The organism is Pseudogemmobacter bohemicus (assembly GCF_003290025.1).
GTDB lineage: Bacteria > Pseudomonadota > Alphaproteobacteria > Rhodobacterales > Rhodobacteraceae > Pseudogemmobacter > Pseudogemmobacter bohemicus.
Window position 1 is genome coordinate 649004 of record NZ_QNHG01000003.1, and the last position, 17613, is coordinate 666616.

A 17613-nucleotide genomic window follows, 5' to 3' on the forward strand; every position below is an offset into this window, starting at 1 on the left:
TCTCTCCTGTTTCAGGCGCCTTGCATGGCAGAGGGGATCCACCAGTCGCGGCCCCTTGCGGTGGTGACATATTCCGGCCAGCGGAAATGGATCGGGGGGGCGTAATCGCACAGGGGCGGGATCGGGGCGGCCTTGCTGCGGCTCTCGAACTCGGTCCACATCGCCGCCCGGGCCTCTGCGTCTTCCAGAATGCGCAGCGCCGAGAGCGCCAGAACCTCGGCGGCCTTTTGCACCATCGGGTCGATGGTCGCCGGGATGCCGCCAAGCGCGTTCATCACCCAGGCCGGGTAAGTATACCCCGCCGGCGCATTCAGCGCGGGGCGCGCGATGTAGAAGCGCGCGGTGGGCGCATGCCAGCACATATCGGTGTAATCATCCGAGGTGGAATTCTTCTGCGAGGGCGGCAGATCCTCGCGCAGGATTTTCTCCGCCGCCTGCGGGTCGATCAGCCGGGTCATTTCCGGGATGAAGGGCTCTGCCATCGGCGCGATGCCAAGACCCGACTGGATCTCGCGGGCGATCTCTTTCGCGTCCTGCCCCCATTCGGGGGCGCCGGCTGCCTGCATCGCGTCCCATACGACCGATGCGATGGTATGGTTCGCAAGGCCGGGGCGCGATTTGCAGACCCAGTGCCGCTCGACCCGGCAGCCGGTCATCGCGCTCGCGTGTTCAGCATTGCGGTCCAGCGCTGCGGTGACCGCCTCGGCCATCGCGAGCGTCGGTACCCGCATCATATACTGGATCTCAGCCAGACCGGCGGGCAGGTTGTCGGCGGTGGCCTGGCCTGCGGTCAGGATCGCCTCGGAAATCGACCAGCCGCCCTGATGCGGCAGCATCGAATCGCGCAAGGATTTCGAGGTCAGGAACATCAGGTTCAGCGCGTCATTGGCACCGGGCGCGCGGACGGCGGAATGTGATTGCGGGATCGGCGCGCCATCCTGCGACAGGCTGCCCCCCCAGGCCTGCGGCTCATCGCAGATGAAACGGTAGATCATCGAGTAGGCCGCCCCGCAATGCGTGTCCCAGCGGACCGTGTTGCACATCGGCAGCATGTAAAACGGATGGAAGGACAGGATCGCGGCCAGCCCGTCATAATAGCCTTTCGCGGCATGGATCGGTTTCGAGCCGCGCACCTTTTCCGCAGGCTCGCCGGTAAAGCGCAGGCCGCCCTTGATCCCGTGCTTTTCCATCGCGGCTTTGGTCGCGAGCAGCCCCGCCAGCCCGGCAATCCCAAGGCCGGAATGCGGATCGGTATGGCCGCCGGCCTGAAAACCCAGCCCCTTTCGCGGTTCGCGCCGGGTCGAGGCCGCCTGGCAATTCCCCGGCACCGCATCATATTCGGCATACATGCCGATCACCGGAGCGCCCTCGGATTCGGGGCCGTTCGACCAGGTGGCGCAGAAGGCGGTCGGCATGCCGGCCGATCCTTCCTCGACGGTGAACCCCTCGGCGCGCAGCCTTTCGACATACCAGGCGCAGGACTGGTATTCGCGCCAGGCGGTCTCGCCATAGGAAAAGATCGTGGCGCACCAGTCGGAATGGTCCCGGGCGCGGGCTTTGACGCTGGCAAGGGCGGTGGTCTGGGCGGCGGAAAGCTGCGACATGTCCCGGGCTCCGGATCGACACAAAAGGGCGACAGGGGGCGGGCAAGGCGCCTCCCTGCCACCCTTTCAGGGCTAACAGGGCAGGCGGCTGCCCTGAAAGTGAAACCTTTTCCCGGCTTCGGCAAAGGAAATTCACCTTTTGCTTGTATGCGCCGCAGAAAGACCCAGACTGGGGCCCCGGTATGGTGCAAAGCCAGTGAGGTCCTGATGGCCCGTATCCCCTCGACCCAGGCGCTGCGCGCGCTGGAGAGTTTTGCCCGCCACGGCACGGTCTGGCAGGCGGCGGATGAGCTGAACCTGACCCGCAGCGCGGTCAGTCACCAGTTGCGGCTTCTGGAGCGTGACCTGGGCTTTCGCCTGACAAGCCGGATTGGCACGCGGGTCGAGCTGACGCCCCAGGGCCTGGCCTATGCAACGGATATCCGCCGCGCTCTGTCGATGATTGCCGGCTCGGCGACGCGAAATGCGGCGCGCGGCGTGACGGGGACGCTGTCGGTCAGCTGCCCGCCGGGCTTTGCCTCAAGCTGGCTTTGTGGCAAGATTGGAGGATTTGTCTCGGATTTTCCAGATGTTACACTTTCCGTGCAGACGCCACGCCGGCTGGATGACGTGTCGAATCCCGATGTCGATATCTTTATCACCTTTGGCGAGGGCAAGCAGCCCGGCATGGATGTCGAGTTGTTGAAAGAGGTGGATTTCACGCCGCTTTGCAGCCCGGCCTGGCTGAACCGCTTTGAATCCATGGCCGATACCGGCGCGCTGCTGGGGGCCACGCTCTTGCATCTGGGCGATTACGAGGATTGGGAATGCTGGTTCCGCCTGGCGGGGATGCCGGTCGAGTCGGCGCAGAACGGCATCCGTTTTGCCGATATGAACCTGGTCTATGCGGCGGCGCTTGGCGCCCAGGGGATCGCGATGGGGGATGAATTCATCTGCCAGGATGCGATCCGCGCCGGCCATCTGGTCAGGCCCTTTGATCTTTCCGTGCGCTCTGTCCGGTCCTATTTCGTGGTCATTCCGCCGGAAAAGGCCGGCAACCCGGCTGTCGGTGCCTTTCGCGACTGGCTTCTGGGCGCGTTGATCGGTGATTGACCCCTTTTTGATCGGTCCGCCAAAGATCGGCAAATATTATTTCCCGAAAGGGTGAAAAACTTTCTATTGTTTTTCAGAGCCCCCCGTCTCAGGCTTGGATGGACAGTCTGCCCGGTCCCCGCCGCGATCTGCGGCATTGGCCGGCACCCGGACCTCTGACATCCGGAATTCTGGCATCCGGAACTCTGGCACCGGCAACTCTGGCAAGGGATACCAAGTGACGCAGGCAGCAGAAATCGGAGCTTCTGGGATCGGCAAGATGTTCGGGCGCTTTACCGCGCTGCAGGATATTTCCATGACCATCGGGCGCGGCGAATTCGTCACGCTGCTGGGGCCATCCGGGTCGGGAAAGACCACCTTCCTGATGATCCTTTCGGGTTTCGAGGCGCCGACATCGGGACGGCTGACGCTGGACGGGCGCGAGATGACCGGGACGCCCCCCGAGGCGCGCGGCTTCGGCATGGTCTTTCAGGGTTACGCGCTGTTTCCGCATATGACTGTCGAGGAAAACATCGCCTTCCCGCTGAAGGTCCAGGGCCGCTCCTCTGCGGATGTTTCGAAACGTGTCAGGGACATGGTCGAGATGGTCGGGCTGGGCGGCCATGGCCACAAACGGCCTTCGGGCCTGTCGGGCGGCCAGCAGCAGCGGGTCGCGCTGGCCCGGGCGCTGGCCTATGAGCCGCCGGTTCTGCTGCTCGACGAGCCATTTTCGGCGCTGGACAAGAACCTGCGCGGCCAGATGCAGGATGAGATGCGGCGCATCCATCAGGAGACCGGCACCACCTTTGTCTTCGTGACCCATGACCAGGAAGAGGCACTGGCCTTGTCCTCGCGCATCGCGATTTTCGAAAAGGGCCAGTTGCAGCAGATCGCCGCCCCGCGTGAAATCTATGAGCGGCCATCCAACCGGTTCGTGGCGGAATTCCTGGGCGACATCAATATTTTGCCGGTCGCCTCCTCGCAGATCGAGGGGCGCGCGATCCGGCTGCCTGACGGTGCGGGCGATCATCTGGCGATCCGGCCTGAATATATGGACCTCTTGGTCAGCGAGCCCGCCTCTGGCAATGCGCTGCCGGTCGAGCTGAAAGATCTGACCTATCTTGGGTCTGAGACCCGCCTCGCTTTGACCACCAAAGGCGGGGTGCCGGTCGTTTTGCATATGCCGACCGCGAAACTGCCCGACGGGCTTGTGCCGGGGGCGGCGGTCTGGACCAGCTGGGACGCCCATCGCGGTTTCATGCTGTAAGCGAATTCCGGGACAGACCCGCCATAAGATGCGGGCGCCGGCTGACTGAAAATCCTCAACAGGGAGATGGATTATGAACGGACCCTTCCAGCGCGACCAGTTGGAAATCCTTGCGATGAAGGCCCGCAAGGGTCAGATTTCGCGGCGGAATTTCAACACCGGTCTTGCGCTTTTGCTGGGAACTTCGGCGCTTGGGCTGGGGAGCCGCGCCGATGCCCAGACCAAAGAACTGGTGCTGGTGAACTGGGGCGGCGACGCGGGCGCGGCCTATGACACCGCCTATGGCAAGCCCTTCCTTGAGGCGACCGGCATCACCGTGCGCCAGGACGGATCGGGCCCGACCGAGGGTGCGATCCAGGCTCAGGTCGAAAGCGGCAAACCGACCTGGGATCTGGTCGATGTCGACCCGTTCTCGGCTGAGGCGCTTGGCAAGAAAGGCATGATGGAACCCGTCGATTACGCCGTCGTCGACAAGACCAAATTCCGCGAGGGCTTTGGCTGGGACTATGCCGCCTCGACCTATTTCTTCTCGTATGTCATCGCCTATGACGCGACCAAATTCGGGGATAACCCGCCGACCGGCATGGCGGATTTCTTCGATACCGAGAAATTCCCCGGCAAGCGTGCGCTTTATAAATGGGGCGTCGGTGTCTGGGAGGCGGCTTTGCTGGCCGATGGCGTGGCGCCGGGCGATCTCTACCCACTGGATATCGAGCGGGCGCATAAGAAGCTGGCGGCGTTCAAAGAGCATGTCGTGGCCTTCTGGGGCGGCGGGTCCGAGAGCCAGTCGCTGCTTCTGGATGGTGAGGCCTCGATGGCCATCGTCTGGTCGACCCGCGCCCGCCTGATCGAGGAAGACAGCGGCGGCGATGTGAAATTCATCTGGAAAGACGGTTTCGTCTCGCCCGGCGCGCTTGGCGTGGTCAAAGGCAATCCGGGTGGTGCGGAAACCGCGATGCAATTCCTCGCCTCGGTGCAGGATCCGGCGAAACAGCTGATCATGTTCGAGATGCTGGGCCAGGGGCCGGCAAACCCGGCGACCGATGCCTTGCTGCCGCCCGAGGACGCGAAATACAACCCGGTGGCCGCCGATAACTATGCCCAGCAAATGCCGATCGACATGGCCTGGTACGAGACCAGCTACGGCGCCGCGCTGGATGAATATCTGAAGATCATCTCGGCCTGATGGGTCCCTTGCCCCGGGCCAGTCCGGCCCGGGGATCGCCGCTCAGGAGGATGCCATGCTCCGTTCCCGCCTGTTTTTGCTGGCCCCGCTGCTGGTCTTTCTGGCTCTGGCCTATCTTGTCCCGTTCCTCGGCGTCATGCGCTGGAGCGTGACACTGCCCGAGCCGGGCCTTGGCCAGTATAAAACCGCGCTGACCGATCCGCTGGTTCTCAGCGTGATCTGGCGCACGGTCAGGATCTGCGCGCTGGTCACCGTTCTGGCGGTCGCCATGGCCTATATCATCACCCTTCTCTGGGTGCGGGGCGGGCCGGTGATGCGGCTGTTTGTCGAGCTCTGCATCCTGATCCCCTTCTGGATTTCCGTGCTGACACGGGCCTTTGGCTGGCTGGCGCTTTTGTCGAACCGCGGCATCATCAACACCTGGGGCCAGGAGATCGGCATCTTTTCCGAACCGCTGGCGCTGGTGCGGAACGAATTCGGCGTTGTGCTGGGGATGGTGCATTTCCTGATCCCCTTCGCGGTCTTCCCGCTGGCCTCGGCCATGCGTTCGGTCGATGAGCGCGTGCTTCTCGCCGCGCGCGGCATGGGGGCGTCCCGGGCGCGCATCTTCTGGCAGGTCTTTGTTCCCATGACCAAAACCGGCATTTTCGGCGCCTGTCTGCTGGTCTTCGTCTTCGCGCTTGGCTTCTTCGTCACCCCCGCGATCCTCGGCGGTGGCCGCTCGGTGCTGGTGGCTGAACTCATCTGGCTGAGGATTTTCCAGAGCCCGGACTGGGGCCTTGGCGCCGCGATCTCGGTGATTATGATGGTCGCCATCGGTCTCTTGCTGGCGCTGACGATGAAATATGCCAAGGGGACCGGGCGATGATCACGCTGAAACCGGGCCTCCTGGCCACGATCCTTGCGGCGCTGGTCGCGGTGTTTCTGCTGATGCCGCTGATCGCGGTGGTGCCGGTCAGTTTCACGCCCGGGCGCAATCTGTCGATGGCCGGGGATGAGTGGTCGCTGCGCCATTACCGGGCGCTGATCGACAATCCGGCCTGGGGCAAGGGCGTCTGGCTCTCGATCCGCATCGGGCTGGTCGCGAGCCTCTTTTCCACCGCGCTGGCCGCCGCTTTCGCGCTTGGGCTCTGGATGTTGCAACCGAAATTCGCCGGGCTCTATATGGGGATCGCGATGCTGCCGATGGTGGCGCCTCCGGTCGTCTCGGCCCTGACGCTCTATTTCTTTCTGACCTCGCTGAGCCAGTGGAACGGCGTGATCGGCTATGACACGTTCTTCGGCGTGGCGCTGGCGCATTCGGTTATGGTGGCGCCTTTCGCGGTGGTGCTGATCACCGTCGCGCTGAGCCAGGTTGATCGCCGCATTGACCTCGCTGCGCGCTCGATGGGGGCGGGGCTGATGACGCGGGTGTTCCGCATCATCATGCCGAATATCCGCTTCGGCATGATCGCGGCGTTGTTCCTGACCTTCGTTCTCTCCTGGGAGGAGATCGGCGTCACCCTTTTCATCACCTCGGTCAATGCGGTGACGCTGCCCCGGATGATGTGGATGGGGCTGAGGGACAATATCGACCCGGCAATCGCCGCGATTTCCGTGGTGCTGATCGCGATTGTGGTCGCGGTTGTGCTGATCAAAACGGCGGTGCAGGTTCGGCAGGGCCAGAAAAGACAGGGATGAGGACGTGACGGCTAATATTTCTACGGGGGTCTATCTGACCCATCTCTTGCGGGCTTATGGCGTCGAGGTAGTGTTCGGCATCCCCGGCGTTCATACGGTCGAGCTCTATCGGGGCCTTGCCGGATCGGGTGTGCGCCATGTGACGCCGCGCCATGAACAGGGCGCCGGCTTCATGGCCGATGGCTATGCGCGGGCCTCTGGCAAGCCGGGCGTCTGTTTCATCATCACCGGCCCGGGCATGACCAATATCGTGACGGCCATGGGCCAGGCTTACGGCGATTCGATTCCGATGCTGGTGATCTCGACCGTGAACGCACATGGACGGATGGGCTCGGGCGAGGGCTGGCTGCATGAACTGCCCAATCAGCAGGCGCTGGTCTCGGGTGTGGCGGCGTTTTCGCGCACCGTGAACCGGCCCGAGGAACTGGCCGGGGTGCTGGCCCAGGCTTTCGCGGTGTTTTACGGCGCGCGGCCGCGCCCGGTGCATATTGAGCTCCCGATCAATGTGATGCTTGCGGATGCCGGCCATCTGCCTTTGCCGCAGCCGATGATGCTGTCGCTGCCGGCGCCGGCGCCGGCGGCGCTGCGTGAGGCGGTGCAGGCGCTGGAGGGGGCCGCCCGGCCGGTGATCCTCGCCGGTGGCGGCGCGCAGCGGGCCGAAATCGGCAGGCTGGCCGAGCTGTTCGATGCGCCTTTGGTGATGACGACCAATGCCCGTGGCCTCTTGCCACCCGGGCATCCGCTGGCAGTGCCGCTGTCGCCCTCGATGGAGACGACCCGGGCGCTGATCGCGGGCGCCGACGTGGTTCTGGCGATCGGCACCGAACTGGGCCTGACCGATTACGATATGAATGAGGATGGCGGTTTCTCGCTGCCCGGAAAGCTGATCCGCGTCGATCTTGATCCGGTGCATATGGCGCGGGGGGTAACGCCCTGGCTGGCGATTGCATCGGATGCGGCAGAGTTCGTGGCGGCGGTTCTTGCCGACCCGCCCCCTGCCGCAAAGAAAGACGGCGCGGCGCGGGCCGGTGTGGCGCGGGCCGGGCGTGCCGCATTGCCCGAGGCCTACCGGCGCGATCTGGCGCTCTTGTCGCTGGTCAGGGACACGCTGCCCGGTGCGCGGCTGGTTGGCGATTCAACGCAGCTGACCTATGCCGGCAATATGAATTACGAGGCCGAGAGCCCCGGCACCTGGTTCAACTCGGCCACCGGCTACGGCACGCTGGGCTATGGGCTGCCGGCGGCGATTGGTGCGAAACTGGCGGATGATCGCCCGGTGGTGGCGATCTCGGGTGATGGGGGCTTGCAATTCTCGCTGTCGGAACTGGCATCCGCGACCGAGGCCGAAGTGCCGGTGATCCTGCTGCTGCATGACAATAACGGCTATGGCGAGATCAAAAGCTATATGATCGCGCGCAATATCCCGGCTTTGGGCGTCGATATCTACACGCCCGACCTTGCAGCCATCGCCGCCGCTTCGGGCTGGCATGTCGAGCGGGTGAGCGGCGCGGCGGCGCTGCCGGATCTTTTGCGTGCGGGCGCTGCCCGCAAAGGGCCGACCATGCTGATCTTTGGCGACGAGCTGCGGGCCGAATTCCCCGCGACCTGACGACATCAAACAAAACCGCCCGGAAAACAGCGTTCCCGGACGGTTCTGATTTCACTTATCGAATATTTCAGCCAATCGCGGCGGCGCGCACATCGGCGTCGATATGTTCGACATATTGGCCGAAATTCTTCGAGAACATGCCGACCAGCACCTGGGCCTGCGCGTCATAGGCGGCCTTATCGGCCCAGGTCTCGCGCGGGTTCAGCAGCACCGGATCAACGCCGGGCACATCGACCGGAACCTCGAAACCGAAATTCGGATCCTTGCGGAACTGCACCTGGCCCAGCGAACCATCCAGCGCCGCCGTCAGCAGCGCGCGGGTGGCTTTGATCGGCATCCGCCGGCCGGTTCCATGTTTGCCGCCGGTCCAGCCGGTATTCACCAGCCAGCACGAGGCGCCGAAACGCGCGATCTTTTCCTGCAGCAGCTTGCCATAAACCTCGGGCCGGCGCGGCATGAAGGGGGCGCCAAAACAGGTCGAGAAGGTCGGCGTCGGCTCAACCACACCACGCTCGGTCCCCGGGGTTTTCGAGGTGAAGCCCGAGAGGAAGTGATACATCGCCTGCGCGGGTGTCAGCCGCGAGATCGGCGGCAGCACGCCGAACGCGTCACAGGTCAGCATCACCACATTCTTCGGCATCCCGCCCAGCCCCGTCACCGAAGCGTTCGAGATGTAATCCAGCGGATAGGCACAGCGCATATTGTCGGTGAGCGAATTGTCTTCGAAATCGAGCTCGAACGTCTCGGGGTCCCAGACCATATTCTCCACCACGGTCGCGAAACGGTGGGTGGTCGCGTAGATCTCCGGTTCGGCCTCGGCCGAGAGGTTGATCGTCTTGGCATAGCAGCCGCCTTCAAAATTGAAGGTGCCCGTATCGGACCAGCCATGCTCATCATCGCCGATCAGGATCCGCGAGGGATCGGCCGAAAGCGTGGTCTTGCCGGTGCCCGAGAGGCCGAAGAAGACGGCGGTGTCTTCCGGATTGCCGATCGCGTGATTGGCCGAGCAATGCATCGGCATCACGCCTTTTTCCGGCAGCAGGTAGTTCAGAATGGTGAAGACCGATTTCTTGTTCTCGCCACCATATTCGGTATTGGCGATCAGCACGGTCTTTTCATCGAAGTTCAGCGCGATCACGGTGTCAGAGCGGGTGCCGTGACGTGCAGGGTCTGCCTTGAAGGAGGGCAGGTTGATGATCGTCCATTCCGGCTCGAAGCTGTCCAGCTCGGTGGCTTCGGGACGGCGCAGCAGATGGCGGATGAAGAGGTTGTGCCAGGCAAGCCCGGTCACCATCCGCACATCGACGCGATGCGCCGGGTCAGCGCCGGCAAAGAGATCCTGGACGAAAAGCTCGCGCCCCTTCAGGTGATCGAGCATGTCGGCCTTGAGCAAAGCCCAGGCCTCGGGCGCCATCGGCGCGTTGTTTTCCCACCAGATGGTGTCTTCGGTCGAAGCCGTGCGGACCACGAATTTGTCCTTGGGCGAGCGGCCGGTAAATTTCCCTGTCGTGCAGAGGAAGGCGCCGCCTTTGCCGATATGGCCCTCGCCACGGGCGACCGCGGCTTCGACAAGTGCGGGTTCGCGATAGTTGTAATGAACAGTACCAGCACCGCTGATGCCCTGGTGTTCCAGAGTGCGTTTTGGGTTCACGCGTCCGTTCATAGTCATATCCGTGCCAAGCTCCGGTCGCCGCGCACCTGGCGCGGCCTTGGTTGAAACTGCGCCCGGGCCTTGGGCGCAAGGGCAAACCCTATCCGTTTGTACTGCCCTCAGGGCGCCTATAACACGCGGTCTATAGAGGAAAACAGCAACCTTTCAGGGAGTTAGCGCAACCATACACAGGTTAGCGCAACCAGTGGCGGCGGCTTGCCCACAGTGAGGCAATTTCGCCATGCTGCCACAATTTCGCAGGGCTTTCCCCCGCCGGAACGGGTGGGTGATTCGTTTCCTGTTGATTCCGGGGCGCGCTTTGGGGATTATATCCTGATAAGAAACAGAGCAGGATACATTATGTCGCGCATCGCCCTGGTGGACGACGACAGGAACATTCTGACGTCCGTCTCGATGACCCTCGAAGCCGAGGGGTTTGAAGTCGAAACCTATACTGACGGCCAGTCGGCCCTGGACGCATTTAATCGCCGCATGCCCGACATGGCGGTTCTTGATATCAAGATGCCCCGCATGGACGGGATGGATCTCTTGCAGCGCCTGCGGCAGAAGACCGCGATGCCGGTGATCTTCCTTACCTCGAAGGATGACGAGATCGACGAGGTGCTGGGGCTGCGGATGGGGGCCGACGATTACGTCAAAAAGCCCTTCTCGCAGCGGCTGCTGGTCGAACGCATCCGGGCGCTTTTGCGCCGTCAGGATGCGGGCGTCGCCTCGGATGCACCGGTCTCGGAAGAGAATAAGGTGATCGAGCGCGGTGAGCTCCGGATGGATCCCTTGCGGCATGCGGTCAGCTGGAAGGGTCGCGACGTCTCGCTGACCGTGACCGAGTTCCTGCTGCTCCAGGCGCTGGCGCAGCGTCCGGGTTTCGTGAAGTCGCGCGATCAGCTGATGGACGTGGCTTACGACGATCAGGTCTATGTCGATGACCGCACCATCGACAGCCATATCAAGCGGTTGCGTAAGAAGATGCGCTCGGTTGATGAAGAGTTCTCGGCCATCGAAACGCTTTACGGCATCGGTTATCGCTACAACGAAGAATGACAGCCTCGCCGCGCCTTGGTTCTGACAACCGCAACCCCCGCCCCGGCACCCGTCGGCGCGGGGGGCAGGTCCTTTTGGGCGAGGACTGGGTCTCGCCCGACAGCATCCCCGATGATCAGCGCGAGGCCCGCCCGATTGGCGGCCTTGTGGCGCTGAACCGCAGCCCTCTGGCGCGAAAGATCATCATTTTCAACCTGATGGCGCTGATCATCCTGGTGGCGGGGGTGCTGTTCCTGAATCCGTTCCGCGACAGCCTGGTGGTCAGCCGCGAGGCCGGTCTCGTGCGCGAGGCGCGGCTGATTTCGGGCGTGTTCGGGGCCAGTCAGGCCAACCCGGATGCGCCCTATGATTACTCCACCGCGCTTGGCCGGGTCGATCTGGCGCCGGGCGTGGTTGCCTTTGTCTTTGACCCCCAGGGCAGCATTCTCGCCACCCGTACCGGGCCGGACAGCAATCTGGTCAGTGGGCGCCCGACGGTGATCACCGATTTCCTGAACTCGGTCTGGGACGGGGTTTCGGTGGTGCTTTCGCTGGGTCGCACCCGGCTTGAGGGCGAAGACAGCGCCACGCTGGCGCGCAAACTGTTGCCTGCGGCGATGGCGGGGCAAACGGCCTCTTCGACCGGGCTTGGTGTCGAGGGCGGCAAGGTGTTTTCGGTCGCCACGCCGGTTGCGGTGGCGGGCGAGTTGCGTTCGGTCCTCGTGCTGACCTCGGCGGCGGGTGAGATCGACCGCCTGGTGCGATACGAGCGGGAACAGGTGCTGCAGGTCTTTATCGTGGCGCTGCTGGTGTCCATCGGCCTGTCGCTGGTGCTGGCCTCGACCATCGCCAATCCGCTTTCCGATCTGGCGGCGGCGGCCGAGATCGGGCGCGGCTCGGATGGTGGCAAGGTCTCGCCCGGCCGCGTGCGGATTCCGGATCTCGCGGCGCGTCCCGATGAGATCGGGCGGCTTTCGGTCGCGATGCGCGGCATGGTGGCGGCGCTTTACGACCGCATTGATGCCAATGAACAATTTGCCGCCGATGTGGCGCATGAGATCAAGAACCCGCTGGCCTCGCTGCGCTCGGCAGTCGGCTCGCTGCGCTTTGTCAAAAAAGAAGAGCATCGCGAGAAGCTGCTGGATGTGATCGAGCATGATGTGCGGCGGCTCGACCGGCTGGTGAGTGACATTTCCAATGCCTCGCGGCTGGATTCGGAACTGGTCAAGGAAGAGGAGGAGGAGTTCGACCTCGTCCAGACCCTGACCAATCTGACGCAATATCTGGGCGATCAGGCGGCGGAAAAAGGTGTCGATTTCCTGACCGATCTGCCGCAGGGCAAGATTGTGGTCCGCGGGCTTGAGGCGCGGCTGGCCCAGGTCTTTGTCAACCTGATCACCAATGCGATTTCCTTTTGCGAGCAAAGCGATGCGGTGCGGGTCTGGGCGCGTCAGCGGGAGAACCGTGTGCTGATCGTGGTCGAGGATACCGGCCCCGGCATCCCGGAACAGGCGCTGACCAAAGTGTTCAAACGCTTTTACTCCGACCGTCCGGAAACCCATTTCGGCAATAATTCCGGCCTCGGCCTGTCTATCTCGAAACAGATCGTCGAGGCGCATGGCGGCGTGATCTGGGCCGAAAACATCCGCCACCCGAATGCCGATCCGAATTCGGAACCGCTGGGGGCGCGTTTCGTGGTCGGCCTGCCGGTGTGATGACGGTTGTGACGATGGCTGTGAAGGCGGCGCAGATCCTGCATGCCAGTTCGGTTGCGATCGCGGGCAGAGGGCTTTTGATCCTTGGCCCTGCCGGGTCGGGGAAATCCTCACTGGCGCTGAAACTGATGGCTTATGGCGCGCGGCTGGTCTCGGATGACCGCACGGCGCTGACCGATACCGGCACGGGGGTCGAGATTTCCTGCCCGGCGGATGCGATTCGCGGGCTGATCGAGGCGCGGGGCATCGGCATCCTGCGGGTAGAGCCCTCGGGCCCGGTGCCGCTGGCGCTGGTGGTCGATCTGGGCGAGACCGAGACCAGGCGAGTGCCGCCGCTGCGCCACACCAGTTTACCTGGATATGAACTGCCGCTTGTGCTGCGGTCGCAAAATCCCCATCTTGCCGAAGGATTGCTCGCCCTGATGACGGGCGCGCGGCAGGAGTGAGCCATGGATGCCTCTTCGGCGGCCTGTTCCGGGGGTGATGCGCCCCGGGAATTCAGACTGGTCCTTGTGACCGGCCCGTCGGGTGCCGGGCGGACCACGGCGATCCGTGTGCTGGAAGATATCGGCTATGAGACCATCGACAATATCCCGCTCAGCCTGATCCCGCGACTTCTGGAGGGAACGCCTCCCGACCGTCCCATCGCGCTTGGCCTTGATGTGCGCAATCGCGACTTCAATGCCACCGCGCTGATCGAGCTGATCGACACCATGATGCGCGCGCCCGAGGTCTCGCTGATGGTGCTCTATCTGGATTGCGCCACGCCCGAACTGATCCGCCGCTATTCCGAGACCCGCCGTCGCCACCCGCTGGCCACGGATGAGACCCCGGCCGAAGGCATCGCACGCGAATTTGACCTGCTGGCCCCGATCCGGGTCAGGGCCGATCTGCTGATCGACACCACCGAATTGTCGCCCCATGATCTGAAAGCCGAGATCAAACGCTGGTTCGAGCCGGATAAATCCGGCCGCCTCGCCGTCTCGCTGCAAAGTTTCAGCTACCGGCGCGGGCTGCCGCGCGGGGTGGATATGGTGTTCGACTGCCGCTTTCTGAAAAACCCGCACTGGAACCCCGCCTTGCGCGCGCTGGACGGGCGCGACCACGACGTGCAGTCGTTTCTGGCGCAGGATCCGAATTTTGCACCTTTCCTTGACCGGGTGCGTGATCTGACGGAATTTCTGCTTCCGGCCCAGGTCGATGAGGGCAAGGCGCATCTTGCAATCGGCTTTGGCTGCACCGGCGGCCAGCACAGATCGGTTGCTATGGTGGAATTGATGGGCAGTGCCCTTGCGCAGGCCGGCTGGCCAGTGTCAAAACGGCACAGGGAACTGGAACGCAAGGCCGGCGAAATGCCTGGCCCAGCTGACAAGGTGTCGGTGGTTTGATCGGGATTGTAATCGTCGCACATGGCGGTCTGGCGCGGGAATATCTTTCCGCGGTCGAGCATGTTGTCGGCCCTCAGGACGGTATGATCGCCATTGCGATCGAAGACGACCATGACCGCAATGCCAAACAGGCCGAGATCATCGCCGCCGCCAATTCGGTCGATACCGGCGAAGGCGTGGTGGTGGTGACGGATATGTTCGGGGGCTCGCCCTCGAACCTGTCCTTGCCGGCCTGTACGGCCTCGGGGCGGCGCATTCTCTATGGCGCAAACCTGCCGATGCTGATCAAACTGGCGAAATCGCGGGATCTTCCGGTGCCGGAGGCGGTTTCGATGGCGCTGGATGCCGGCCGCAAATATATCAACAGCCTTGATCTCGGCGGCGGGATCTGAGGCGGTTCTGCCACCAGAGGATTTGCTCTTGCGGACTTTGAAGATCGTCAATGAGAAGGGGCTGCATGCACGGGCCTCGGCGAAATTCGTCGAAACGGTCGAGGCGCATGATGCCCGCGCCCTCGTTGCCAAGGACGGGATGGAAGTGTCGGGGGATTCGATCATGGGTCTTCTGATGCTGGCCGCCTCGCGCGGGACCTCGATTGACGTGACGACATCGGGGGCCGAGGCGGAGAAACTTGCCGATGCGCTGGAGGCTCTGGTTGCCGGGCGCTTCGGAGAGGACTATTGAGAGCCTCGTGTTCCTGGAATGAGGGGTCCGATTTTCGGGCCGGTTCCGGGACGCACACGCTGAGGATCGTCGCTTCGTGACCGAGCAAAGCCAGTCCGCCACCCAGAATGCCACTCCGGCCAAGTCGCGGGGGCAGGTGGATAAACCCTATGACATGCGCCGGCTGTCCTATGCGGGCACCTTCCGCAACCCGTTCAAGGCGAATACGATTCGCGCGATTGAATGGCTGACGGCCAAGATCCGGCTTTTGCGGCTGATCCGCAGCTTTGAAAAATCCGGCGCGCCCTTTGGGGCACCGTTCTGGCCCAAGGCGATCCGCCATATGGGGATCCGGATCGACACGCCGCCCGAGGAAATCGCCCGCATCCCGAAAACCGGCCCGGTCGTGGTGGTGGCGAACCATCCTTCGGGTCTGGTCGATGGCATGATCATGGCCGAGATGATCACGCGCGTGCGCCCCGATTTCAAAATCCTCACCCGGTCCCTGCTGACCGGTATCCCCGAGGTCGAGGAATTTATGATCCCCGTCCCCTTCCCGCATGAGGAAAATGCGCGCGAAGAGGGGCTGAAAATGCGCAACGAGACGCTGGCCCAGCTGAAAAATGGCGGCGTCATCATCCTTTTCCCGGCCGGCAAGGTTGCGATGTCCGAGACATATTTCGGCCCCGCAATCGAGGCGGAATGGAACGTCTTTACCCATAAGATCGTGAAATCGACCGGCGCCACCATTCTGCCGATCTTCTTCCCGGGCCAGAACAGCCGCAGCTTCCTGATCGCGAACAAGCTTTCGGACACGCTCCGCCAGGGGCTTTTGCTGCGCGAGATCAGGCGCGCACTGTTCAAGCCGCAGCGCCCCTATATCGGCGAGCCGATCCCGGCGGATGAGCTGAAGAAATGGGATGGCAATCCGCGCGGTTTTCTGGCCTGGCTGCGCGCACATACGCTGGCTCTGGGCAAACAGCGCTGAGAAGACGCGGTGCTGAGGCCCGGGCTTTCGGCCTGCGCCGGAATGGGTAAGATATGCTCCGGTTCCACGGCGGGGCATGATGACCATCTCTCCAGAGCTTCTGATCCTCGATTGTGACGGTGTGCTGATCGACAGTGAGATCATCAGCGCGCGGATGCTGGTTTCTGAGCTGGCGGCGCTTGGGGTGCAGATCGACCTTCCTTACGTCGCGCGCCACTTTCTGGGGCGCAGCTATCCGACGGTGATGGCGACGATCCGGCAGGATTTCGGCCTCGACCTGCCGCAGGATTTCGAGACCGGCTACCGCGAGGCGCTGCTGGCGGCTTTTGCCCGCGATCTGCGGGTCATGCCCGGCGTCACCACGATGCTGGATCAGCTGGCGCTGCCGGTCTGCGTCGCGACCTCGTCCAGCCCGCGCCGTGTCGAGACCTCGCTGCGGCTGGTGGGGCTCTGGGCCCGGCTGGGCCCGGTGACCTTTACCGCCAGTGAAGTGGCGCGAGGCAAGCCCGCGCCGGATCTATTCTTGCACGCGGCGACCCGGATGGGGGCTGACCCTGGCGCCTGTCTGGTGATCGAAGACAGCCTGACGGGCTTGCGTGCGGCTAAAGCGGCGGGCATGGAGGTCTGGCGTTTTACCGGCGGCAGCCATATGGGGCCTCAGACGCCGGAAGAACCCGAAGACGCCCGCCCGGCGCGCCGTTTTGACGATTTCGCCCGGTTTTTTGACATTGCGCCAGCATTGAGGAGGTCGGCCTTGAGGAGACAGCCATGAGCCGCGCCGATACCGAGCCGAGCCTGCTTGACGATGCCGCCCGCGCCGGCTGGCTCTATTATGTCGGCGGCATGACCCAGGACCAGATTGCGAGCGAGCTGGGCATTTCGCGCCAGCGCGCGCAGCGCCTTGTCAGCCGCGCCATGGCCGAAGGGCTGATCCAGGTGCGGCTGAACCACCCGATCGGCGCCTCGATGGATCTGGCGGCGCGGCTGAAACAGCGGTTTGGCCTGTCGATCTGCCGGGTGGTGCCGGGGCTCGGGCCCGGGGCGGACCCTGCCGCTGGTATCGCGGGGGCGGCGGCGGCCGAGCTGGAGCGCATCCTGCGCAGCGCCGCGCCGCTGACCATCGGCTTCGGTACCGGCCGCGCGCTGCGGGCCCTTGTCGAAGCGCTGGAGCCGCTGGCTGCGCCGCAGCACCGGCTGGTCTCGCTGATCGGCAATATCGCCCCCGATGGCTCGGCGAGTTTCTTCGACGTGGTGATGCGGCTGGCCGACCGGGTGATGGCGCCGCATTATCCGATGCTGGTGCCGGTGGTCTCTCCGACCGCGGCCGAGCGGGCCGGGTTCCACGCGCTTGCCCCCGTGCAGCGGGTGCTGGAACTGGCGCGGGCGGCGGATGTGGTCTTTGTCGGCGTCGGCCAGATGTCGGAGGACGCGCCCTTGCAGATGGATGGCTTCGTCAGCGCGGCGGAATTGCGCGAGATGCAGGCCGCCGGAGCGGCGGGTGAAATCGCCGGCTGGGTCTTCGACTCAGAGGGGCGCTATCTCGATTTCGGCATCAATACCCGCACCGGCGGGGTCCGGGTCGAGCCGGACCTGTCCCGCCCCGCCATCGGCATTGCTGCAGGCGCATCCAAGGTGCCGGGCATCCATGCCGCGCTGAAATCCCGTATTATCAACGGCCTGGTGACAGACGCCCCCACGGCCGAGGCGCTGCTGTCCCGCCCCTGATCCCCCTCTGACCCTCGCAGCTGCG

At 63.8% G+C, this 17613-nt stretch carries 17 protein-coding genes; 15 read left to right on the top strand and 2 right to left on the bottom strand.

Annotation, left to right across the window (positions count from 1 at the left end):
* Positions 1–11: 11 nt before the first annotated feature.
* On the bottom strand, positions 12–1604 hold the full coding sequence (locus DRF71_RS18010) for a zinc-binding metallopeptidase family protein (RefSeq protein WP_198672255.1): 1593 nt from the start codon (positions 1602–1604) through the stop codon (positions 12–14).
* A 207-nt stretch (positions 1605–1811) separates the two neighbouring features.
* Here DRF71_RS18010 and DRF71_RS18015 point away from each other — a divergent pair, with 207 nt between their 5' ends.
* The 6 genes from DRF71_RS18015 (at position 1812) to DRF71_RS18040 (ending at position 8417) form a co-directional block, all read left to right on the top strand.
* Positions 1812–2696, top strand: a complete 885-nt coding sequence (locus DRF71_RS18015; RefSeq protein ID WP_112312148.1) for a LysR substrate-binding domain-containing protein — start codon at positions 1812–1814, stop codon at positions 2694–2696.
* Between the two features lie 217 nt (positions 2697–2913).
* On the top strand, positions 2914–3942 hold the full coding sequence (locus DRF71_RS18020) for an ABC transporter ATP-binding protein (protein WP_232831568.1): 1029 nt from the start codon (positions 2914–2916) through the stop codon (positions 3940–3942).
* Positions 3943–4015: 73 nt separating this feature from the next.
* Entirely contained in the window at positions 4016–5128 is a 1113-nt protein-coding gene (locus tag DRF71_RS18025; protein ID WP_112311905.1) for an ABC transporter substrate-binding protein, read from the top strand.
* A 55-nt stretch (positions 5129–5183) separates the two neighbouring features.
* Positions 5184–5996 (top strand): ABC transporter permease, encoded by an 813-nt coding sequence (locus tag DRF71_RS18030; protein ID WP_112311906.1) that lies wholly within the window; start codon positions 5184–5186, stop codon positions 5994–5996.
* Positions 5993–6808 carry an ABC transporter permease gene (locus DRF71_RS18035; protein ID WP_112311907.1) on the top strand — a complete coding sequence of 272 codons (816 nt, stop codon included), beginning with the start codon at positions 5993–5995 and terminating at the stop codon, positions 6806–6808. Before DRF71_RS18030 ends, DRF71_RS18035 begins: the two co-directional genes overlap by 4 nt.
* Before the next feature lie 4 nt (positions 6809–6812).
* The gene (locus DRF71_RS18040) at positions 6813–8417 is read left to right on the top strand and encodes a 5-guanidino-2-oxopentanoate decarboxylase (RefSeq protein ID WP_232831569.1); all 1605 of its coding nucleotides are present in this window, start codon (positions 6813–6815) and stop codon (positions 8415–8417) included.
* 67 nt (positions 8418–8484) lie between these two features.
* On the opposite strand, the gene DRF71_RS18045 is transcribed toward DRF71_RS18040, so the two are convergent.
* Complete coding sequence (locus DRF71_RS18045; protein ID WP_112311908.1) at positions 8485–10080, bottom strand: phosphoenolpyruvate carboxykinase; 1596 nt, start codon at positions 10078–10080, stop codon at positions 8485–8487.
* A 348-nt stretch (positions 10081–10428) separates the two neighbouring features.
* Between DRF71_RS18045 and DRF71_RS18050 the strand changes: the two genes are divergently transcribed.
* The 9 genes from DRF71_RS18050 to DRF71_RS18090 all read left to right on the top strand — a co-directional run bounded on the left by DRF71_RS18050 (position 10429) and on the right by DRF71_RS18090 (position 17588).
* Complete coding sequence (locus DRF71_RS18050; RefSeq protein ID WP_112311909.1) at positions 10429–11130, top strand: response regulator transcription factor; 702 nt, start codon at positions 10429–10431, stop codon at positions 11128–11130.
* Positions 11127–12824, top strand: coding sequence for a sensor N-terminal transmembrane domain-containing protein (locus tag DRF71_RS18055; RefSeq protein ID WP_112311910.1), 1698 nt, complete (start codon positions 11127–11129; stop codon positions 12822–12824). The genes DRF71_RS18050 and DRF71_RS18055 overlap by 4 nt, the downstream gene beginning before the upstream one ends.
* A 14-nt stretch (positions 12825–12838) precedes the next feature.
* Positions 12839–13270: an HPr kinase/phosphorylase gene (locus DRF71_RS18060; RefSeq protein WP_112312151.1), complete on the top strand. Its 432-nt coding sequence runs from the start codon at positions 12839–12841 to the stop codon at positions 13268–13270.
* 3 nt (positions 13271–13273) lie between these two features.
* Positions 13274–14212: an RNase adapter RapZ gene (rapZ, locus tag DRF71_RS18065; protein WP_112311911.1), complete on the top strand. Its 939-nt coding sequence runs from the start codon at positions 13274–13276 to the stop codon at positions 14210–14212.
* A complete protein-coding gene (locus DRF71_RS18070) occupies positions 14209–14604 on the top strand; it encodes a PTS sugar transporter subunit IIA (protein WP_112311912.1) in 396 nt (131 codons plus the stop codon). Before rapZ ends, DRF71_RS18070 begins: the two co-directional genes overlap by 4 nt.
* A gap of 22 nt (positions 14605–14626) precedes the next feature.
* Positions 14627–14896 (top strand): HPr family phosphocarrier protein, encoded by a 270-nt coding sequence (locus tag DRF71_RS18075; protein ID WP_112312152.1) that lies wholly within the window; start codon positions 14627–14629, stop codon positions 14894–14896.
* Between the two features lie 76 nt (positions 14897–14972).
* Positions 14973–15863, top strand: coding sequence for a lysophospholipid acyltransferase family protein (locus DRF71_RS18080; protein WP_408634550.1), 891 nt, complete (start codon positions 14973–14975; stop codon positions 15861–15863).
* Positions 15864–15942: 79 nt separating this feature from the next.
* Positions 15943–16635 carry an HAD family hydrolase gene (locus tag DRF71_RS18085; protein WP_112312154.1) on the top strand — a complete coding sequence of 231 codons (693 nt, stop codon included), beginning with the start codon at positions 15943–15945 and terminating at the stop codon, positions 16633–16635.
* Positions 16632–17588 (top strand): sugar-binding transcriptional regulator, encoded by a 957-nt coding sequence (locus tag DRF71_RS18090; RefSeq protein WP_112311913.1) that lies wholly within the window; start codon positions 16632–16634, stop codon positions 17586–17588. Before DRF71_RS18085 ends, DRF71_RS18090 begins: the two co-directional genes overlap by 4 nt.
* Positions 17589–17613 lie beyond the last annotated feature (25 nt).